Raw genomic sequence first — 19,974 nt, forward strand, 5'->3', positions numbered from 1 at the left:
GGCCGTTACATGCGGAACACGCCGAAGCGTGTGTCTTCGATCGGCGCGTTCATCGACGCGGCGAGCCCGAGCCCGAGCACGTCGCGCGTCTGCGCGGGGTCGATCACGCCGTCGTCCCACAGCCGCGCGCTCGCGTAATACGGATGGCCCTGGCGCTCGTACTGGTCGCGGATCGGCTGCTTGAACGCATCCTCTTCCTCGGCGGACCACGAGCCGCCCTTCGCCTCGATGCCGTCGCGGCGCACCGTCGCGAGCACCGATGCGGCCTGCTCGCCGCCCATCACCGAGATCCGTGCGTTCGGCCACATCCACAGGAAGCGCGGGCCGAACGCGCGGCCGCACATCCCGTAGTTGCCGGCGCCGAACGAGCCGCCGATGATCACCGTGAACTTCGGCACCTTCGCGTTCGACACGGCCGTCACCATCTTCGCGCCGTGCCGCGCGATGCCTTCGTTCTCGTACTTGCGGCCGACCATGAAGCCCGTGATGTTCTGCAGGAACACGAGCGGAATCTTGCGCTGGCAGCACAGCTCGATGAAATGCGCGCCCTTCACCGCCGATTCGGAGAACAGGATGCCGTTGTTCGCGACGATCCCGACCGGATGGCCCCAGATGTGCGCGAAGCCCGTGACGAGCGTCGTGCCGTAGCGCGCCTTGAATTCGTCGAACTCGGAATCGTCGACGATGCGCGCGATCACTTCACGCACGTCGAACGGCTTGCGCGTATCGACCGGAATCACGCCGTACAGGCTCTTTGCGTCGTAGCGAGGCGGCTTCGGCTCGCGCAGCGCCACCGGCGACGCGATCTTCGGCGCGAGGTGATCGACGATGTTGCGCGCGATCGACAGCGCATGCGCGTCGTTCTGCGCGAGATGGTCGGCCACGCCCGACAGGCGCGTATGCACGTCGCCACCGCCGAGATCCTCGGCGCTCACTTCCTCGCCGGTGGCCGCCTTCACGAGCGGCGGGCCGCCCAGGAAAATCGTGCCCTGCTCCTTCACGATGATCGACTCGTCGCTCATCGCCGGCACGTACGCGCCGCCCGCCGTGCACGAGCCCATCACCACGGCGATCTGCGCGATCCCCGCGGCCGACATCGTCGCCTGGTTGAAGAAGATGCGGCCGAAGTGGTCGCGATCGGGAAACACGTCGTCCTGGTTCGGCAGGTTCGCGCCGCCCGAATCGACGAGGTACACGCACGGCAGCCGGTTTTCGGCGGCGATTTCCTGCGCGCGCACGTGCTTCTTCACGGTGACCGGATAGTAAGTGCCGCCCTTGACGGTCGCGTCGTTGCACACGATCACGCACTCGCGGCCGGCGATGCGGCCAATCCCGGTGATGACGCCCGCGCCCGGCGCGTCGTCGTTGTACATGCCGTTCGCCGCGAGCTGCGAGAACTCGAGGAACGGCGCGCCCGGATCGAGCAGTTGCGCGATACGGTCGCGCGGCAGCAGCTTGCCGCGCGACAGGTGCTTGTCGCGCGCGGCCTGGCCGCCGCCTTGCGCGAGCTGTTCGATCTTCGCGCGCAGGTCGGCGACGACCGCCTCGAGCGCGGCGGCATTCGCGCGGAAGTCTTCCGAGCGCGGGTTCAGTTTCGATTCGATGATCGGCATCGACGGGGCTCCGTTCGCGTGACGTGGGGCGTTACAGCGTTTCCGCGAACAACTCGCGGCCGATCAGCATCCGGCGGATCTCGCTCGTGCCGGCGCCGATCTCGTACAGCTTCGCATCGCGCCACAGGCGCCCGACCGGGTATTCGTTGATGTAGCCGTTGCCGCCGAGGATCTGGATCGCCTCGCCGGCCATCCACGTCGCCTTCTCGGCCGTGTAGAGGATCACGCCCGCGCAGTCCTTGCGCACCTGGCGAATGTGGTCGCTGCCCGCCGAATCGAGATGGCGGCCGACCGCGTACAGGTACGCGCGGCACGCCTGGAACGTGGTGTACATGTCGGCAATCTTGCCCTGGATCAGCTGGAATTCGCCGATCGCCTGGCCGAACTGCTTGCGGTCGTGGATATACGGCACCACCGCGTCGAGGCACGCGGCCATGATGCCCGTCGGGCCGCCCGACAGCACCGCGCGTTCGTAGTCGAGGCCGCTCATCAGCACCTTCACGCCGCCGTTGAGCTGGCCGAGGATGTTTTCCTCCGGCACTTCGACGTCCTGGAACACCAGCTCGCCCGTGTGCGAGCCGCGCATGCCGAGCTTGTCGAGCTTCTGCGCGACCGAGAAGCCCTTCATGCCCTTCTCGACGATGAACGCGGTCATGCCGCGCGGGCCGGCTTCGAGGTCGGTCTTCGCGTAGACGACGAGCGTGTCGCAATCGGGGCCGTTGGTAATCCACATCTTCGTGCCGTTCAGCACGTAGCGATCGCCGCGCTTGTCGGCGCGCAGCTTCATGCTGACGACGTCGGAGCCGGCATTCGGCTCGCTCATCGCAAGCGCGCCGATGTGTTCGCCCGACACGAGCTTCGGCAGGTATTTCTGCTTCTGCGCGTCGGTGCCGTTGCGGTGGATCTGGTTCACGCACAGGTTCGAGTGCGCGCCGTACGACAGGCCGATCGACGCCGATGCGCGCGAGATCTCTTCCATCGCAACCATGTGCGCGGTGTAGCCCATGTTCGCGCCGCCGTATTCCTCGGCGACCGTCATGCCGAGCACGCCGAGATCGCCGAACTTCTTCCACAGATCCATCGGAAACTGGTCGGTGCGGTCGACCTCAGCCGCGCGCGGCGTGATTTCCTTCGCCGCGAACGTCGCGACGGCGTCGCGCAGCATCTCGATGTCTTCACCGAGCATGAATTGCACACCGGGCAGGTTGATCATGTCTCCTCCGTCTCCAGAAAGTGTGTGGCACTCACCGATTTCTGAGTTTCGCTCAAATCGAATGAATGCACCGATTCATTGACCTATACAGCGTAAATTTTGCACAGTTTCGCGCCTCGTCGGGTTCGGCGTCAATAGTTTTTTGAGTGACACTCAGATATCATGCCGAGATGACAGCCGCTACCGCCGACACCATGACCGCCACCGCCAAAGCCGACCGCGCCGACACGCCGCGCGCGCCCGCCGGGCGCAAATCCCAGCAACGCGTGCAGGACATTCTGCGCGCCGGCCGGGAAGTGTTCGCCGAAAAAGGTTACGAGCATGCGACGGCCGCCGAGATCGCACAGCGCGTGGGCGTCTCGGAGGCGACGGTGTTCAGTTACTTCCGCGGCAAGCGGGAGCTGTGCGCGCGGGTCATCGCGGATTGGTACGACGAAAACATCGCCGCGTTCGAGGAGGGGATGCCGCAGGACGCGTCGGTCCAGCAGCAGTTCGCGTTCATCGTGCGCACCCACCTGCGGCTGATGCTGGTGAACGGCACGGGCCTGTGCGCGCTGGTGCTGTCGGAAGGCCGCGCGAAGCAGCATGCGCTGAGCGACGAGCTCACCGCGCTGCAGCGCCGCTACACCGCGCCGCTGATGGACGTGCTCGCGCGCGGCCAGGCGGCCGGCCAGGTGCGCACCGACCTGCCGCTGAGCCTGCTGCGCTCGATGGTGTTCGGGCCGATCGAGCACGTGCTGTGGGATGCGATCCTCGGACACCGCAAGCTCGATACGGAAACGACGGCCACGCAGCTCGTCGACATGCTGTGGGCAGCCGTGCAGCCGCCGGCGCCGGAGCAGGCGGCGCTCGTGCGCTTCAGGAACGAAGTGGCGGAAGCCGTGCGGCGGCTGGAAGGCGAAGGCCCACGCGGGTGACGCGCGGCGGGCAGCGCGCCCGCCGCCTCATCGCCGCTGCCCCACCGTCGTGGGGTTCGGGGTCGCTATGACTCGTCGCTGACGCGCAGCGGCGCGCGGCTCTGCTCGTTGTTCAAATGGACGAACTTGCGCAACAGGCGCACCAGTTCCTGCGAATCGTCCTCTCCCATTCCGTCGAACAGGCCAGCCCGCAGTTCCTTCACCGACGGAATCAGATGCGTGAGCAGTTCGACGCCCGCCGGCGTCAGCAGCAAGCGGCGCTGACGCCGCGGCAGCACTTCGCGCACGATCAATCCTTTCGCTTCGAGCCGGACCGCGAGATCCGCGGTCGTCGACGTGTCGAGCGCGACCCGCTGCGCGAGCGTCACCTGATCGAGCCCCGGGCACTCGTAGAGCATCCGCAGGACCGCGTACTGCACCGGTGTCACGTCCCGGCCCAGCTTCTCGTAGAACATCGCCACCGCGATCTGGTGTGCACGCCGGATCAGATGCCCGGGTTCGTCGTACAGATCGAGCGGGAAAACCGGCGCGTTGTCGGGATTCGTTTTTTCCATGAATAGTCGATGACATAAGCGGCGCGTGCCGGTTGCGCGCGCCGACGGCATGGCGCTGCCTCGCGCCATTTCCCGGGAAAACCAGTATACCGCCCGCCTTGCCCCAGCCAATCTCGATGAGTACACTGAATCTCATTCAGTACACGGAATGAAGAGATGCCGCGTACCGGCGGTATCGACCTGAAGGAGACGACGAACGTGTTTCTCAAGAATGCTTGGTACGTGGCGTGCACGCCCGATGAAATCGACGGCAAGCCGCTGGGCCGCAAGATCTGCAACGAGTCGATGGTGTTTTACCGCGCGGCGGACGGCCAGGTCGCGGCGCTGGAAGACTTCTGCCCGCACCGTGGCGCACCGCTGTCGCTGGGATTCGTGCGCGACGGCGTACTCGTGTGCGGCTATCACGGGCTGGAAATGGGCTGCAACGGCAAGGCGGCCGGTATGCCGGGCCAGCGTGTCGGCGGCTTCCCGCCGATTCGCAGCTTCCCGGCGATCGAGCGGTACGGATTCATCTGGGTCTGGCCGGGCGACGCGTCGGAAGCCGATCCCGCCAAACTGCCCGCGCTGGCGTGGGCCGAGGACCCGGCCTGGGCCCACGGCGGCGGCCTGTATCACATCCGCTGCGACTACCGGCTGATGATCGACAACCTGATGGACCTCACGCACGAAACCTACGTGCATGCGACGAGCATCGGCCAGAAGGAAATCGACGAAGCGCCGCCGAAGACGACCAGCCACGGCGACGAAGTCGTCACGAGCCGCTTCATGGAGAACGTCATGCCGCCGCCGTTCTGGCAGATGGGGTTGCGCGGCAACGGGTTGGCCGACGACGTGCCGGTCGATCGCTGGCAGATCTGCCGCTTCACGCCGCCGAGCCACGTGATGATCGAAGTCGGTGTCGCGCATGCGGGCCACGGCGGCTACGACGCGCCGGCCGACCTGAAGGCGTCGTCGATCGTGGTCGATTTCATCACGCCCGAGACGGACACCTCGATCTGGTACTTCTGGGGGATGGCGCGTAACTTCCGGCCCGACGATCACGCACTGACCGCCGAGATCCGCGAAGGCCAGGGCAAGATCTTCGGCGAGGATCTCGAGATGCTCGAGCGCCAGCAGCTCAACCTGGAGAAGTGGCCCGATCGCAAGCTGCTCAAACTCAACATCGACGCCGGCGGCGTGCTCTCGCGCAAGGTGATCGAGCGGCTGCTCGCCGACGAGAACGCGTCGGGCCCGTCGCGGCCCGTGATTCCGGTCGCGCAGATCAAGGAGGCGTCATGAGCGCCGCGACGCTGACGGTCCGGGTGGCCCGCAAGTGGCAGGAAGCGCGCGACATCTGCGGCTTCGAATTCGTCAGCAATGACGGTTCGCCGCTGCCGCGCTTCGACGCCGGCGCCCATATCGACGTGCATCTGCCGGGTGGCCTCGTGCGCCAGTATTCGCTGTGCAACCACCCGGAGCACGCTGACCGCTATCAGATCGCCGTGCTGCGCGATGCCGACGGCCGCGGCGGGTCGCGCGCGATTCACGACGAAGTCCGGCAAGGCGATACCGTGCGGATCGGCGTGCCGCGCAATCAGTTTCCGCTCGCCCCGGACGCACCGCATCACCTGCTGCTCGCAGGCGGGATCGGTGTCACGCCGATCCTCAGCATGGCGGAACGGCTGTTCTCGTCGGGCATGCCGTTCGACCTGCACTACTGCGCGCGCTCGACCGACCGCATGGCGTTCGTCGAGCGGATCAACGCAGCCGGGTTCCATGACCGCGCCCGCTTCCACGTCGACGACGGCGACCCGGCGCAACGCTTCGACCTGGCCGCCGTGCTCGCCGCCGCGCCCGCAGGCACGCACCTGTACGTATGCGGCCCGCGCGGCTTCATGGATGCGGTGCTGAACGCCGCACGCGCGCGCAACTGGGCTGAAGCGCGACTGCACTACGAGTTCTTCGGCGGCGCGGTTGCGTCGACCGGCTCGGACCGTGCGTTCCAGATCCGGATCGCGAGCAGCGGCCAGGTGATCGACGTGCCGGCCGAATGCACGGTCATCGCGGCGCTGGCCGCGAACGGCGTCGACGTGCTGACATCGTGCGAGCAAGGCGTATGCGGAACCTGCATGACGCGCGTGCTGCAAGGCGAGCCCGATCATCGCGATTCGTATCTGACCGAAGCGGAACAGGCGGCCGGCGACCAGTTCATGCCGTGCTGTTCGCGATCGCGAAGCGACCTGCTGGTACTCGATCTGTAAACGGACCGCCCGACCCGAGGCGGCCACCCCCAATACTGGAGACGATCAATGGAGCAACATGTCCGGCCACCGATCAGTACAACGCAATTCCCGGTCGACCGATGGTGGGTCGCCGCGCTGTCATCCGAACTGACGGACAAGCCCGTCGCCCGCACGCTGCTCGGCCATCCGGTCGTCCTGTTCCGGTTGCCGTCCGGGGAAGTCGGTGCGCTGGAGGATCGCTGCTGCCACAAGTCGCTGCCGCTTTCGTGCGGCTCGCTCGAAGCGCGCGGCCTGCGCTGTGGCTATCACGGCCTGCTGTTCGACCGCGGCGGTACGTGCGTGGAGATCCCTGGCCAGGAGCGAATTCCGGCAAAGGCGTGCGTGCCGTCATATCCGGTGCAGGAGCAGGACGCGATCGTGTGGATCTGGATCGGCGCCAACGCGCACGCCCAACCGACCTGCGCGCCGCCGCGCTACGCGTTCCACGGGGATCCGCAATACCGGTTCGGCGGCGGCAACTACCATTACGACGCGCCGTATCAACTGATTCACGACAACCTGATGGACCTGAGCCACCTCGGCTATGTCCATCTGAAAACGATCGGCGGCAACGCGCCGATGCACATGGGCGCGGAAACCCGCGTCAGCAGCGACGGCGACACGGTGACGCTGGTTCGCCGGATGCCGGATTCCGTCCCGCCGCCGACCTACACCGCCGCATGGCCGTTCGCGGGCCGCGTCGATCGCTGGCAGGAAATCGAGTTCCACGTGTCGCACATCCGGATCTGGACCGGCGCGATGGACGCCGGCACCGGCGACCTGCACGATCCGGAACGCGGCGGCCTTCACATGCGCGGCTTCCACGGCATCACGCCCGAGACGGAAACGACGACGCACTACTTCTGGACCATGGCGACCAATCCGCAACACGACGTCGAGCGCGTCGCGCAAACGGTCATCGAGCAATCCGCGGCGACGTTCGATGAGGACAAGACCGTAATCGAAGCGCAATACCGGAATCAGCTGCGTTTTCCGGACAGTCGCCAGATCGACATTCACGTCGATGCGGGCCCCAATCGCGCGCGGCGCGTGATCGAACGACTGCTGCTGCAACCCGAACCCGCGTAAGCATCGCGCCGGCGCGCTAGCGACACCTGCCGGCCGCGACGGGTATTCCACCGGATGCCCGTCAGCCCGCGCATGCGCTTTCGTCCCATTCGCTACCGCCGGCTTCGATGCCATCCCATTTGATTAGTCATACTATTTGATGAAGGATCTTTGACGTGAGCGCAAATATCCGCAATACGATCGACGAATCCCCGATGAGCGCGTTCCAGACGATGGCCGTTACGGCCTGCGTCGTGCTGAACATGCTCGATGGCTTCGACGTGCTGGCCGTCGCGTTTGCCGCGCCGCACCTGGCGGCCGAATGGAAACTGAGCGGCAAGGAAATCGGCCTGCTGTTGAGTGCCGGACTGGCCGGCATGGGCATCGGCTCGGTGCTGATCGCGCCGCTGGCCGACCGCGTCGGCCGCCGCCGCATCATCCTGCTCTGCCTGGCCGTGATCTCGACCGGGATGCTCGCCTGCGCGGCCACGCACAGCACGCTGCAACTCGCCATCGCGCGTGCGTACACGGGGCTCGGCATCGGCGGCATGCTGGCGAGCCTGACCGTGATCAGCGGCGAGTACGCATCGAACAAATGGCGCAGCGCCGCGATCGGCATGCAGTCGACCGGCTACGCGATCGGCGCCACCGCCGGCGGCGTCATCGCCGGCTACCTGCTGTCGACGTGGGGATGGCGCAGCGTGTTCGCGTTCGGCGGCATCCTGACCTTGCTGTCAATCCCGATGGTACTCGCGCTGCTGCCGGAATCGCTCGATTTCCTGCTGGCGAGGCGTCCGGACAACGCGCTGCAAAAAATCAACCGCATCCTCGCGAGAATGAAGCGCGCACCGATCGACACGCTGCCGACCGCGGCTTCGTCCGTCGGCATGGCAAGCCCGGCATCGAGCTGGACAGCCGTGCTGCGCGCACCGCTCGCGCGCCGCACGATCGCGCTGTGGATCGCGTTCTTTCTGGTGATGGGCAGCTTCTACTTCGTCGTGAGCTGGACGCCGAAGCTGCTGGTCCAGGCCGGGCTGTCGGCATCGCAGGGCGTCACCGGCGGCGTACTGCTCAACCTCGGCGGCATTGCGGGCGCGTCACTCTTCAGCCTGCTGTCGACGCGCTTCGGCCTGCGCAAGCTTTTGGGCGCGACACTGCTGCTCGGCGGCGCGCTGATGGTCGTGTTCGGCGCGAACACGGGCTCGCTCGGCATCGGGATGACCGTCGCGGTGTTCCTCGGCGCCGTGATCAATGCGTGCGTGGCCGGCATGTATGCGCTGTCGCCGACGCCGTACCCCGCCGAAATCCGCACGACCGGCATCGGCCTCGCGGTCGGCATCGGCCGCCTCGGCGCGATCCTGTCACCCATGACGGTCGGGGCGCTGCTGGACGACGGCTGGTCCGTGCCCCACCTCTATCTCGCGTTCCTCGTGCCGATGGCCGGCGCGGCAATCGCCGTCGTCATGGTGGGCGCGCGTGCCGCGGCACCGCGCCGGCAACGCGACCCGGCGATGTCGTAACACGCGACGCCCGCAGTCTTGCCGATACCTGTCGGCATCGTCCGGTTCATTAGAAAAATCGATAAGCATATCTACATACTGTTTGGAGACAGCCATGAAAACGAAATTGGGCGCCGCACTCGCGACGGCATTGGCGATGGCGCAGGCCGGACCGGCCTGCGCGCAAAGCAGCGTCACGCTGTACGGGATCATCGATACCGGCGTGTCCTACTACAACCACGCCGCGCACGGCGGATCGTTCACGGGGATGCCGACGCTGACCGGCGAGGTGCCGTCACGGTGGGGGCTGAGAGGCACAGAGGATCTCGGCGGCGGCTACCAGGCCTTCTTCGTGCTCGAAAACGGCTTCCAGCCCGGCACCGGCGCACTGAACTATGGCGGGCGCCTGTTCGGGCGACAGGCGAACGTCGGCGTGAACAGTCCGTTCGGCACGCTGACCCTCGGCCGCCAGATGAACATGTCGATGATCGTGCTGACCAATGCCGACGTGATCGGCCCGTCGATTCACTCGATGGCGGATTTCGATTCCTATCTGCCGAATGCGCGCAGCGACAATGCGATCGGCTACAAGGGTACGTTCCATGGCGTGACGCTCGGCGCCACCTACAGCTTCGGCCGCGACGCGGCCGGGCCGGCAGGGCCGTCGGCGACGGGCTGCGCCGGACAGGTGCCCGGCGACATCGTCGCCTGCCGCCAGTACACGGCGATGCTCGCGTACGACGCGAGCAATTTCGGGCTCGCCGCGTCGCACGACGTGATGCGCGGCGGCGGCGGCGCGCTCACGCCGTTGAACAATCCGGCGTACACCGACACGCGCGACATCGTCGCCGGCTACGTGAAGATCGGCCCCGCGAAACTGGGCGCCGGGTGGATCCGGCGCAACCTCGCGGCGGCCGAACACCTGCAGGCCGATATCGTGTTCGCCGGCGGCACGTACTATGCGACGCCCTACCTCGCGCTCGACCTGCAGGGCGTACGCTACCTGCAGCGCCGCGAAAACGGCGAAGGCGGCACGAATGCCACGCTGCTCGTCGGCCGCGCGAACTATTTCCTGTCGAAGCGGACGACCGTCTATACGTCCGTGGGCTACATGTTCAACAGCACGCTGGCTGCGAACGCGGTCGCTGCCGGCGGGACGGTCGGGACCGGGATGAACCAGCTCGGCGTGATGGCCGGCATTCAGCAGAAGTTCTGAACGCCGGACACCGCGCCAGCGCAAGGTCAGTTGACGAGCCGGCAGTGCGAGAGCTTCAACCCCGGCAGCACGGGCGCATCGATATAGCCTTCGTTCACGCAGCTGAAGCGGAACGCCGACGACGTGACGAACGGCTTGATCTCGCCGCCGGGGAATTTCGGCTTCAGCGCATCCTGGTCGGCCACGTCGAAATGCGTGTCGAATTGCTCGCCATCCTTCGTCAACGCGCCGAAATAGGTGCCGCCCGGGTCGCCGCCCATCCGGATCACGGCGCCGACGAACACGAGGCGCTTGCCGTCGTACTTCGTCTTCGCGGCGGCCATGTCCTGCGTATAGGCCTCGATCACGGCGCCGTAATGCGCGTCGATCGCCGGTTCGGTGTCCGACGCGGCGCGGGCGGTCTGGTGAACGCCCGCCAGCATCGTGCAGGCCGCAAGCGCGGCCGCCGCGAACGGCGCGGAAATTTTTCTCATGGGTGGTCTCCCGTCTAGCGTGGTGGTTGAAGTGATTGAATACGGCGCTTCGCCGGGTGCCCGGCGCAACGCCCGATGAATTCGCTTCCGTTGCTTTAATCGTTCGAATGGCGGTACACGGCTGCGATCACTTCACCACCCGCATGGTCGTGTGCGGTGCGCAGCGTCGCGCTGAACGCGACGTGACAGGAAGATGACATGGTGCGGCCCCCGGCTCTCTCGTTGAATTTCACTGCGTCTGATTTTGGTCGCTACGGTAGCAGACGGCCGACGGCCCGGCAACCAAGGCCCGCATGACGCCAATCGCCTCATTACAATTGCAAATGATTCTCATTACCTATATGATCCGCACCCTGGCCGCCGCGAAACGCTGCGGCCCGCGACCCGATCCTTAGCACTCCGTCCTGCATCGATTCATGCCCTCCCGTCGAACACCCCGCCGCGCCCGGACCCTGCGTCCGTGGCACACGAGCCTGCCCGCCCTGATCACCCTGTGCGTCGCGAGCGGCACGCATGCGTCCGCCGCCGAACGCGCCGACGCCGAGCCCGCCGCCTCTGCTTCCGCTTCCACGCCCGCGACGCCAGCCGCACGCGAACTCCCGGCCATCAGCGTCAGCGCATCGGCAACCGCCGATCCGACGATCGGCTATCAGCAGCGCACCACGAGCATCGCGGGCGGCGACAACCGTTCGATCAAGGAGATTCCGCAATCGGTCGCGGTGGTCAGCAGCAGCGTGATGCAAGACCAGCAGGCGCGCTCGCTCGACGACGTGCTCGGCAACATCAGCGGCGTCACGCAGACCAACACGCTCGGCGGCACGCGTGATGCGTTCATCAAGCGCGGCTTCGGGTCGAACAACGACGGCTCCGTGCTCGTCGACGGCGTGCGCACACCGGTGCTGCACAGCTATCTCGCGACGATCGACCGCGTCGAAGTGCTGAAGGGCCCGGCGTCGCTGCTTTACGGGATGCAGGATCCGGGCGGCGTGATCAACCTCGTCACGCGCAAGCCGGAAGACACCTTCGGCGGCTCGATTTCCGCGTCGCGCACGAGCCACGGCGGCAGTAGCGCGACGTTCGATCTCACGGGCCCGCTCGGCAAGCCGGGCCAGGTCGCGGGCGGCACGCTCGCGTTCCGGCTGACCGGCCAACACGACACGAGCCGCTACTGGCGCAGCTTCGGCCGCCAGCGCGATGCATTGATCGCACCCGCGCTGTCGTGGCACGACGCGAACACGTCGATCGACGTCAGCTACCAGTACGTCGACTACACGACGCCATTCGATCGCGGCACCGTGCTCGTGAACGGCCAGCTCGACGATGCGCTGCGCTATCGCCGTTACGAAGAAGCGTGGTCGCAGAGCAGCGGCATCCAGGAAACGCTGCGCGCGCGTATCGAGCACCGCTTCTCCGATGCGTGGCGCGTGCGCGCGACCTACGGCTGGGGCCGCGACCGCTATGACCAGACCATCACCCGCGCCACCGCATTCAACAGCACGACCGGCGCACTGACACGCTCGTCCGATGCGAACCTCGGGCGCAACGATTCCGACCAGATCGCGACGCTCGGCCTGCTCGGCAACGTGACGCTCGCCGGGATGAACCACGCGATCTACATCGGCGGCGAGTACGAGCGGCAGCGCAGCTTCCGCGGCGACACGATCCGCGGCAAGGCAACCAAGGGCTTCAATCTTTACGATCCCGTGTACGACCTGCTCGCGCCGGGCGGCGTACCCAACCCGAAGCAAAGCGACTCGCGCTCGGTCGTGCATGCGTATTCGACGATCGTGCAGGACTCGGTGAAGCTCACCGACCGCCTCACGGCGGTGGGCGGGCTGCGCTGGGAAAACTGGCAGCAGGAATCGGGGATGGGCCGGCCGTTCGTGTTCGCCGACCGCTCGCACGGCAACGTGTGGCTGCCGCAGTTCGGACTCGCGTATGCGCTCACGCCGGCGCTGACTGCCTACGCGAACGTGAGCCGCTCGTTCAAGCCGAACGTCGCCACGAACGTCGCCGCGCCGCTCGCACCGGAATACGGCCGCGTGCTCGAGGCCGGACTGAAGTTCAGCCTGAAGCCGGCGATCACCGGCACGCTCGCGGTCTACCAGATCGACAAGCGCAACGTCGCGGTCACGGTCGGCGACCTGACCTCGACGATCGGCACCGCGCGCTCGCGCGGGATCGAACTCGACGTCGCGGGGCAGATCACGCGCCATCTGAGCGTGATCGGCAGCTACGCTTATACGAATGCGACCGATCGCGACAGCAACACGCCGCTCGTCAACGTCGCGCGCCACACGGGCAGCCTGTTTGCGGTGTACGACACGGCGATCGCGAACCTGCCCGGCCGCTGGCGCTTCGGCGGCGGCGCACGTCTTGTGGGCGCACGCTCCGGCGACACCGCGAACAGCTTCACGCTGCCCGGCTACGTGACCGTCGACGCGTTCGCGGCCTACGAAACGACGATCGGCAAGTTCCCGACACGCTTCCAGCTCAACGTGAAGAACCTGCTCGACAAGACCTACTACCCGTCGAGCAACAACAACCTGATCGTCGCGGTCGGCGAGCCGCGGCTCGTCACGCTGACGACGACGGTGTCGTTCTGAGGTTCTGAGGTTCTGAGGTTCTGAGGTTCTGAGGTTCTGAGGTTCTGAGGTTCTGAGGTTCTGAGGTTCTGATGTCCTGATGCGCGCGTGGGCGGGCCGGCAAGTGGCGGCCCGCGCGCCGCCCCTCTCCTCAGCGCAGCATCCCGCCCCCTCACGTTCGATCGATTACGGCAAACCCGCGCGTTGTGCCGGACAACAACGCGGCGCCGGAACATCGCGCGATCATCCGGCGAATCAAGGACGACCGCGAAGCGCCGCGTTGTTCGCCGCCCACACCCGCGCCGGATTCTTCTTGACCGGCGTCCCGCGCGACACCCGCCACCGTCCTCCACGCGCCTCTCCGGCAACGGCTTTAACGCCCGCAAAAATGCATCCGAGCGATGCAATTCCGCCCGCTCCCGAACCGCATCGCACACCGTATGATCGCCCCGGCCTTTTCTCAAGGCGGCCCAACGCGCGTCGCCATTTCCCGCCGTTCACGCGCGCCGCCACCACCACCCAGCGAACATGTCCCACTTCTCACTCATCCTCGTCGTCTCCCTGTTGAGCGCCTTTGGCCTGATCGCGTCCGACGTCTACCTGCCCGCGATGCCGTCGATGGCCCATGAGTTTTCGATCGGCGCATGGCAGATGCCGCAGACGGTATCGGCTTACCTGATCGCGCTCGCCTGTGCGCAACTGTTCTATGGCCCCCTCTCCGATCGATGGGGACGCAAACCCGTGCTGACGGCCGGCATCCTCCTGTACATCCTCGGTTCGATCGGCTGCGCAAACGCAGGCGGCTTCGCAAGCTTCCTTGGCTGGCGCGTCCTCGAAGCCCTCGGCGCGGCGTCCGGCCTCGTCATCGGTCGCGCGATCATCGCCGATACCTGCGACAAGAAGGCATCCGCGAAGGTCTACAGCATCGTGTATCCGCTCGTGTCGCTGTCTCCGGCGATCGCACCCGCGATCGGCGGATATCTGGCTGCGTGGTTCGGGTGGCGGAGCGATTTCATGTTCGTCGCCGCGTTTGGCGTCGTCGCGCTCGTGCTCGTTCAGTTGCTTCTGAAGGAGACGCGGCCGCCCGTCACGCCGGGGCAACAGCGCGCCGTGCCGCTGGCTGGCTTTGCCGACGTGCTTGGTGATCGGGCATTCATCCGATACACGCTCGTCGTCTGCGCGATCTATTGCGCGTGGTTCGTGTACCTGACGCAGTCGCCGTTCATTTTCTCGGGCCTGGGCTTGTCGGAACAGCAAAGCGGCTGGCTTTACCTGCCGCTGACCGCCGGCATCGTGTCCGCCAACATGATCTCGCGCCGCATGCTCGACCGGATGTCCTACGACGCGATCGTCGTGGCCGGCGTGGGCTGCTTCGTGGCCGGCGGCATCGCGTTCGCGCTGTGCGAGTCGTGGCACGTCAAAGGCATCGTCGCGATCGTCGTGCCGATGTTTCTCGTCAGCCTGTCGAACGGATCGTCGCTGTCGCTCGCCGTGTCGGGCGCCATCGCGAGCAAACACGGGCGCGCGGCCACCGCGTCCGGGCTCGTCGGCTTCTTCCAGATCGGCAGCGCGTCGCTCGCGGCTACCGCGTCCAGCGGCCTGCTCGGCACCGGCAGCCATGTGCTGGCGACGGCTATTCCTTTCTTCGCGATCGTCGCGGCAGTTGCGATCGTGCCGCGCTGGTACGCCGCGCGGCGCACGCTCTCGATGCGTGAAACCCGGCCCCGTTGAGCAAGATGCCCCGCACCGGCAAGATCCCGGCCGCTATCGATAGCGGTCGAACGACGCAGCGATCTCGGCGGTGACCGCCCGAACGCGCGCCGTCCGGTTCAGGTCCGTATGCGACACGAGCCAGACCTGATACGGCACGGCACGCGTCCTGTCGGGCCAGATTCGCACGAGCGAATCGTCTTCTTGCGCCATATACACGGGCAGTTCGCCGATGCCGATGCCCGACCGGATCGACGTCGCCAGCATCAGGCTCGAGCTGACTTGCGCAACGATACGCCCGCGTTCCATCGACTCGCCGCACAGCGTGTGTGCCTGATTGGACGTGATGGAAGGCTGGTAGACCACCAGGTCATGCCCGTCGAAAGCCGATCCGGTCGCGGGCGCACCATGTGCATCCAGATACTCGCGACTCGCGAACAGCCCGACCTCCCACTCGGCCAGCTTCCGGCGGACGAGATCGGGGTTTTCCGGCATCACGGTTCGAATCGCGAGATCCGCATCGCGGCGGGTCAGGTTCAGCACCTGCACGGACGTCGTCAGGATCACGTGTATCGCGGGGCATGTCCGTCGCAACACCCGTATCGCGGGAATGACGAAATCCATCGCCAGCGAATCGGTCGTCGTCACCCGAACCTCGCCTTCGAGCCGGTCGTCCGAGCCGTGGACGCGCCGCTCGAAGTCACTCGCCGCTTGCTCCATCGCTTCCGCGGCCTGCAGCGAATGCTCGCCGATCGGCGTCACGACATAGCCGGACGACGTCTTGAGAAACAGCTTCGCGCCCAGCGCTTTCTCCAGCGCCGTCAGGCGCCGCCCCACGGTAGCCTGATCGACATCGAGCACGACTGCGGCCTCGCGCAGCGTCCCGGCGCGATGAACTGCCAGAAAAACGCGGGCATCGTCCCAGTTCATGGTTAACGTTCTCTCTCGGTAAAGCATGTTTGCATTCGTGGGGCGAAATTATACAAGTCGATCCTCTACTCCCCATCGCACATAATCAGTCATCCCTATCAACAGGACGAGCAACTTGCCGACGGAAACCGGAGCCGTCCGCTGGAAACCCCTCAACAACCCGGCAATCCCCCAAAAGCCTGTTGCAACATTCGCACCGATGGTGGTTGCAGCGATCACACCGCCGCCGCCCTCCCGCCGAATCATCAGACCCTCGAATATCTCCCATCCGATATCGCGATTTTCCGTATCGAACGCGCGCCGCTAGACTGGCTACGCATTCGCGACGCCGCATCGTCGTACGGCAACGCGTCGCGCCCCCACAAAAACGATTCCGGGAGATAAGCCATGTCCGACCGGCATGCGCGCCGAGGCGCGCTCAAGACACTCGGCCTCGCGGCCGGCACTGCGCTGCTCGCCGCCGCGCGCCACGCTCACGCCGCCGCGCCCGACACCGGCGCGCTGCTGTCCGGCGGCGCCACGCACCTCGCCGACCTCACGCGCCGCCTCGCGGCCGCACCGCGACGGCGCGACTTCAAGACGGTGCCGATGATCCTCGAACGTCCCGACCAGTGGGATCACGCGGCGCTCGCCGAAGTGACCGGCTACCGCGGCGGCCCGAAGCAGGTGTGGGACAACACCGAGCTCGGCGGCCCGTGGCTGAACCTGATGCGCAATTCGCTGAACGCGCAGATCTGGTCGTACCGCCATCCGGATTTCCTCGTCGTATCGGCCACGCACGGCAGCGCGCATCTCGCGCTGTTCGACCAGGCCGCATGGGACAAATACGGCCTCGCGAAATTCGCCGGCGCCGCGTTCCCGACCAACACGCTGCTGGACGCGAAGCCTGCGCAATCGAAGGGCGCGCAAGACCACGAGTTGCCCGACGGCGCGTTCTCGTCGCACGACAACAGCCTCGCCGCACTGCAGCAGCGCGGCGTCGTGTTCCTGTCGTGCCATAACGCGATCTGGGAACTCGCGGAACGCCTCGACGGCGCGAACGCGAATCCCGACAAGCTGCCGCTCGATGCGCTCGCGGCCGACCTGACCAACCACGTGATCCCGTCGGCCATCGTCACGCCGGGCGCGGTCGGCACGCTGCCCGAACTGCAGCAGGCCGGCTTCACGTACGCAAAATGAGCCCCGCGATGACATCGATCCCCCTGCAACTGCAACTGCAACCGCCATCGCGTCGCCGTCGGCGCACGCTGCGCGCCGTGCTGGCAGCGTGGCTCTGCTGCGCGTCGGCCCTCTCGCTCGCCGCGCCTGCCGCGACCGTCTTTCCGCCCTGGCAGGACGGCCGCAACAACGACGCGACGCACCGTGGCCTCGAATTCACGGTGCCGCAGGTCGACGTGCTCGCCGATTTCCACGGCGACCTCACCGCGCCGAAGCTCGTGCTGTTCGTCGGCGGCAACTATTTCTTCGCGATGGCGCCGCTCGTCGCGAAGTTCGAGGAAGACCATCCCGAATACCGCGGCCGCATCTACTGGGAAACGATCCCGCCCGGCCTGCTCGTGAAGCAGATCCAGGCGGGCGGCACAATCACCGTCGGCAACATGACGTGGACGGTCAAGCCCGATGCGTATTTCGCGGGCCTCGGCAAGATCAACGGGCTGATCGCGGACGGCACGCTCGCCGGCCCGGCCGTGCCCTATGTGACGAACCAGCTGGCGATCATGGTGCGCGCCGGCAATCCGAAGCGGATCACGTCGCTGAACGACCTCGCGCGGCCCGACGTGCAGCTTGCGATGCCCAATCCGGCATTCGAAGGCGTCGCGCGGCAGATCCGCGCGTCGCTCGTGAAGGCCGGCGGAGACGCGCTCGCACGTACCGTCTACGACGACAAGGTGCGCACCGGCACGACCGAGCTCACGCACATCCATCATCGGGAAACGGCGTTATTTCTGATGCAGGGTCGCGCGGACGCGGGCGTGCTGTGGCAATCCGAAGCGGCGTTCCAGGAACAGGTCGGGCATCCGCTGATGCACATCGACATTCCGGCCGAGCAGAATACGACGGCGATCTATGCGGGGGCGATGGTGAAGGACGCACCGCATCCGGAAGCCGCCCGCGCATGGCTCGCGTTCATCCGGTCGCCGGAGGCGTTCCGGATTTTCCAGCGCTACGGCTTTGGCCGATACGATGCGGCGGCACCGGCGCAGCACCTCGCGCCGGAGCAGAAGCAGCCCGACGCGGGCTGACCGCGCGGCCGCCCCGGCAGTCCGGCGGCGCGTACGCGAACGACAACAAGGAGGGGACACGTGAACGATACGGTGGACACACCGCGACGCCGGTTTGCGCCGCTGCTGCTCGCGGCAGCGGCGCTGCTGGCCGGCCACGCGCGCGCGGACGACGCGACGCTCGGCAAGACGATCGCCACACAGGGCACGACGACGGGCGTCGCCGCATGCATCGGCTGCCACGGCAGCCAGGGCGAGGGCAACGCGGCGGCCGGCTTCCCGCGCCTCGCGGGCACCCACGCCGCGTATCTGTCCGCGCAGCTTGCCGCGTTCGCGGACGGCAGCCGCCAGAACCCGGTCATGCAGCCGCTCTCGAAAATGCTGACGCCGCACGAGCGCGACGCGGTATCCGCGTACTTCGCGAGCCTGCCCGCGCCGGCCGGCATCGTCGCGACCGACGACACGTCGATCGATCCGGCGAACACCGGCGCGTGGCTCGCGACGCGCGGGCGCTGGTCGCAGGGCCTGCCCGCGTGCGCCCAGTGCCACGGCCCGGGCGGCCTCGGCGTGGGCACCGCGTTTCCGCCGCTCGCGGGCCAGCCTGCCGCCTACATCGCCGGCCAGTTGAACGGCTGGAAACACGGTACGCGCCCGCCCGGGCCGATGGCGCTCATGCCGGCGATCGCCGGCAAGCTGTCCGACGCCGACATCGACGCGGTGGCCGCCTACTACGCGCGCGGCGGCGCAGCACAAGGAGACAAGCAATGATCGACCGCACGACGCTGATCCGCCACGCCCGCGCGGCCCTGCTCGGCGCGGCCTGGATGCCCGCGCTCGCGTGCGCGGCCGCCCTGCAGGACGCACCGGCCGCCGCTTCCGCACCCGCGCCGGCTGCGATGGCGGCGGCCGCCAAACCCTTCGCGCCACCCGCCGAATCCGCGATACCCGCCGACGAGTTCGGCAAGACCGTGAAGCTCGGCGAGCAGATCTTCCTGCACACGCCCGAGTTCGCAGGCAAGTACGTCGGCAACAAGCTGACCTGCGCGAGCTGCCACCTCGACGCGGGCCGCCGGCCCGATTCGAGCCCGATGTGGGCCGCGTACCTGCTGTATCCGGCGTACCGCAGCAAGAATGGCCACGTGAACACGTTCGCCGAGCGCCTGCAGGGGTGCTTCCGTTACAGCATGAACGGCAAGGCGCCGCCGGCCGGCGACCCGATCCTCGTCGCGCTCGAAACCTATTCGTACTGGCTCGCGAAGGGCGCGCCGGTCGGCACGAAGCTGCCGGGGCAGGGTTTCCTGAAACTGCCGCCGCCCGCGCAGAAGGCCGACTATGCGCGCGGCGCCGCCGTCTACACGCAGCACTGCGCGCTGTGCCACGGGGCGGACGGCCAGGGGCAGTCGAGCGGCGACAAGGCCGTCTTCCCGGCGCTGTGGGGCGCGCGGTCGTTCAACTGGGGCGCGGGGATGGGCGACATCCGCAATGCAGCCGGCTTCATCAAGGCCAACATGCCGCTCGGGCTCGGCGGCACGCTGACCGATCAGGAGGCATGGGACGTCGCGACCTTCATGGACAGCCACGAACGTCCGCAGGACCCGCGCTTCACGGGCTCGGTGCAGGACACGCGCGCGAAGTTCCACAATTCGCCCGATTCGATGTACGGGCTCAGCGTGAACGGGCGCGTGCTCGGCGCGCCGTGACGCAGGCGCCGTG

The 19,974-nt window shown here is 67.0% G+C and carries 17 protein-coding genes; 12 read left to right on the forward strand and 5 right to left on the reverse strand.

Annotation, left to right across the window (positions count from 1 at the left end):
* Positions 1–5 precede the first annotated feature (5 nt).
* Positions 6–1,613: a carboxyl transferase domain-containing protein gene (locus BDO18943_RS17440; protein ID WP_043180715.1), complete on the reverse strand. Its 1,608-nt coding sequence runs from the start codon at positions 1,611–1,613 to the stop codon at positions 6–8.
* 31 nt (positions 1,614–1,644) lie between these two features.
* Positions 1,645–2,826: an isovaleryl-CoA dehydrogenase gene (locus BDO18943_RS17445; protein ID WP_175023370.1), complete on the reverse strand. Its 1,182-nt coding sequence runs from the start codon at positions 2,824–2,826 to the stop codon at positions 1,645–1,647.
* A gap of 170 nt (positions 2,827–2,996) precedes the next feature.
* Between BDO18943_RS17445 and BDO18943_RS17450 the strand changes: the two genes are divergently transcribed.
* Positions 2,997–3,743, forward strand: coding sequence for a TetR/AcrR family transcriptional regulator (locus BDO18943_RS17450; protein WP_175023371.1), 747 nt, complete (start codon positions 2,997–2,999; stop codon positions 3,741–3,743).
* Between the two features lie 65 nt (positions 3,744–3,808).
* Here the strand turns inward: BDO18943_RS17450 and BDO18943_RS17455 are convergent, their stop codons facing one another.
* Entirely contained in the window at positions 3,809–4,297 is a 489-nt protein-coding gene (locus tag BDO18943_RS17455; RefSeq protein ID WP_175023372.1) for a MarR family winged helix-turn-helix transcriptional regulator, read from the reverse strand.
* A 198-nt stretch (positions 4,298–4,495) separates the two neighbouring features.
* On the opposite strand from BDO18943_RS17455, the gene BDO18943_RS17460 reads away from it, so the two are divergent.
* The 5 genes from BDO18943_RS17460 (at position 4,496) to BDO18943_RS17480 (ending at position 10,341) form a co-directional block, all read left to right on the forward strand.
* Positions 4,496–5,575, forward strand: coding sequence for an aromatic ring-hydroxylating dioxygenase subunit alpha (locus BDO18943_RS17460; protein WP_175023429.1), 1,080 nt, complete (start codon positions 4,496–4,498; stop codon positions 5,573–5,575).
* Positions 5,572–6,537 carry a PDR/VanB family oxidoreductase gene (locus tag BDO18943_RS17465; protein WP_175023373.1) on the forward strand — a complete coding sequence of 322 codons (966 nt, stop codon included), beginning with the start codon at positions 5,572–5,574 and terminating at the stop codon, positions 6,535–6,537. Before BDO18943_RS17460 ends, BDO18943_RS17465 begins: the two co-directional genes overlap by 4 nt.
* Positions 6,538–6,585: 48 nt before the next feature.
* Positions 6,586–7,647 (forward strand): Rieske 2Fe-2S domain-containing protein, encoded by a 1,062-nt coding sequence (locus tag BDO18943_RS17470; protein ID WP_175023374.1) that lies wholly within the window; start codon positions 6,586–6,588, stop codon positions 7,645–7,647.
* Positions 7,648–7,802: 155 nt separating this feature from the next.
* Positions 7,803–9,146: an MFS transporter gene (locus tag BDO18943_RS17475; RefSeq protein ID WP_175023375.1), complete on the forward strand. Its 1,344-nt coding sequence runs from the start codon at positions 7,803–7,805 to the stop codon at positions 9,144–9,146.
* Positions 9,147–9,240: 94 nt separating this feature from the next.
* The gene (locus BDO18943_RS17480; protein ID WP_175023376.1) at positions 9,241–10,341 is read left to right on the forward strand and encodes a porin; all 1,101 of its coding nucleotides are present in this window, start codon (positions 9,241–9,243) and stop codon (positions 10,339–10,341) included.
* 26 nt (positions 10,342–10,367) lie between these two features.
* Here the strand turns inward: BDO18943_RS17480 and BDO18943_RS17485 are convergent, their stop codons facing one another.
* Positions 10,368–10,814, reverse strand: a complete 447-nt coding sequence (locus BDO18943_RS17485; RefSeq protein WP_175023377.1) for a hypothetical protein — start codon at positions 10,812–10,814, stop codon at positions 10,368–10,370.
* Positions 10,815–11,230: 416 nt separating this feature from the next.
* Between BDO18943_RS17485 and BDO18943_RS17490 the strand changes: the two genes are divergently transcribed.
* Both BDO18943_RS17490 and BDO18943_RS17495 read left to right on the forward strand, forming a co-directional pair.
* Entirely contained in the window at positions 11,231–13,420 is a 2,190-nt protein-coding gene (locus tag BDO18943_RS17490) for a TonB-dependent siderophore receptor (RefSeq protein WP_175023378.1), read from the forward strand.
* Positions 13,421–13,927: 507 nt separating this feature from the next.
* A complete protein-coding gene (locus BDO18943_RS17495; RefSeq protein ID WP_175023379.1) occupies positions 13,928–15,130 on the forward strand; it encodes a multidrug effflux MFS transporter in 1,203 nt (400 codons plus the stop codon).
* A 33-nt stretch (positions 15,131–15,163) separates the two neighbouring features.
* Here BDO18943_RS17495 and BDO18943_RS17500 read toward each other — a convergent pair whose 3' ends face one another.
* A complete protein-coding gene (locus BDO18943_RS17500; protein ID WP_043180728.1) occupies positions 15,164–16,039 on the reverse strand; it encodes a LysR family transcriptional regulator in 876 nt (291 codons plus the stop codon).
* 387 nt (positions 16,040–16,426) lie between these two features.
* On the opposite strand from BDO18943_RS17500, the gene tetH reads away from it, so the two are divergent.
* The 4 genes from tetH to BDO18943_RS17520 are packed head-to-tail and all read left to right on the forward strand — an operon-like array spanning position 16,427 to position 19,961.
* On the forward strand, positions 16,427–17,218 hold the full coding sequence (gene tetH / locus BDO18943_RS17505) for a thiosulfate dehydrogenase (RefSeq protein WP_175023380.1): 792 nt from the start codon (positions 16,427–16,429) through the stop codon (positions 17,216–17,218).
* Between the two features lie 8 nt (positions 17,219–17,226).
* Positions 17,227–18,282, forward strand: a complete 1,056-nt coding sequence (locus BDO18943_RS17510) for a molybdate ABC transporter substrate-binding protein (RefSeq protein WP_175023381.1) — start codon at positions 17,227–17,229, stop codon at positions 18,280–18,282.
* A gap of 60 nt (positions 18,283–18,342) precedes the next feature.
* Positions 18,343–19,029: a c-type cytochrome gene (locus BDO18943_RS17515; RefSeq protein ID WP_175023382.1), complete on the forward strand. Its 687-nt coding sequence runs from the start codon at positions 18,343–18,345 to the stop codon at positions 19,027–19,029.
* On the forward strand, positions 19,026–19,961 hold the full coding sequence (locus tag BDO18943_RS17520) for a c-type cytochrome (protein ID WP_175023383.1): 936 nt from the start codon (positions 19,026–19,028) through the stop codon (positions 19,959–19,961). Before BDO18943_RS17515 ends, BDO18943_RS17520 begins: the two co-directional genes overlap by 4 nt.
* Positions 19,962–19,974: the final 13 nt, after the last annotated feature.

This window comes from Burkholderia aenigmatica (genome assembly GCF_902499175.1).
Lineage (GTDB): Bacteria > Pseudomonadota > Gammaproteobacteria > Burkholderiales > Burkholderiaceae > Burkholderia > Burkholderia aenigmatica.

Bases quoted from the DNA above. Each gene is read 5' to 3' on its own strand.
- BDO18943_RS17495 (WP_175023379.1), top strand. From the start codon at position 13,928: ATGTCCCACTTCTCACTCATCCTCGTCGTCTCCCTGTTGAGCGCCTTT.
- BDO18943_RS17440 (WP_043180715.1), bottom strand. From the start codon at position 1,613: ATGCCGATCATCGAATCGAAACTGAACCCGCGCTCGGAAGACTTCCGC.
- BDO18943_RS17485 (WP_175023377.1), bottom strand. From the start codon at position 10,814: ATGAGAAAAATTTCCGCGCCGTTCGCGGCGGCCGCGCTTGCGGCCTGC.
- BDO18943_RS17450 (WP_175023371.1), top strand. From the start codon at position 2,997: ATGACAGCCGCTACCGCCGACACCATGACCGCCACCGCCAAAGCCGAC.
- BDO18943_RS17480 (WP_175023376.1), top strand. From the start codon at position 9,241: ATGAAAACGAAATTGGGCGCCGCACTCGCGACGGCATTGGCGATGGCG.
- BDO18943_RS17510 (WP_175023381.1), top strand. From the start codon at position 17,227: ATGACATCGATCCCCCTGCAACTGCAACTGCAACCGCCATCGCGTCGC.
- BDO18943_RS17490 (WP_175023378.1), top strand. From the start codon at position 11,231: ATGCCCTCCCGTCGAACACCCCGCCGCGCCCGGACCCTGCGTCCGTGG.
- BDO18943_RS17445 (WP_175023370.1), bottom strand. From the start codon at position 2,826: ATGATCAACCTGCCCGGTGTGCAATTCATGCTCGGTGAAGACATCGAG.
- BDO18943_RS17465 (WP_175023373.1), top strand. From the start codon at position 5,572: ATGAGCGCCGCGACGCTGACGGTCCGGGTGGCCCGCAAGTGGCAGGAA.
- BDO18943_RS17500 (WP_043180728.1), bottom strand. From the start codon at position 16,039: ATGAACTGGGACGATGCCCGCGTTTTTCTGGCAGTTCATCGCGCCGGG.
- BDO18943_RS17455 (WP_175023372.1), bottom strand. From the start codon at position 4,297: ATGGAAAAAACGAATCCCGACAACGCGCCGGTTTTCCCGCTCGATCTG.
- BDO18943_RS17470 (WP_175023374.1), top strand. From the start codon at position 6,586: ATGGAGCAACATGTCCGGCCACCGATCAGTACAACGCAATTCCCGGTC.
- tetH (WP_175023380.1), top strand. From the start codon at position 16,427: ATGTCCGACCGGCATGCGCGCCGAGGCGCGCTCAAGACACTCGGCCTC.
- BDO18943_RS17520 (WP_175023383.1), top strand. From the start codon at position 19,026: ATGATCGACCGCACGACGCTGATCCGCCACGCCCGCGCGGCCCTGCTC.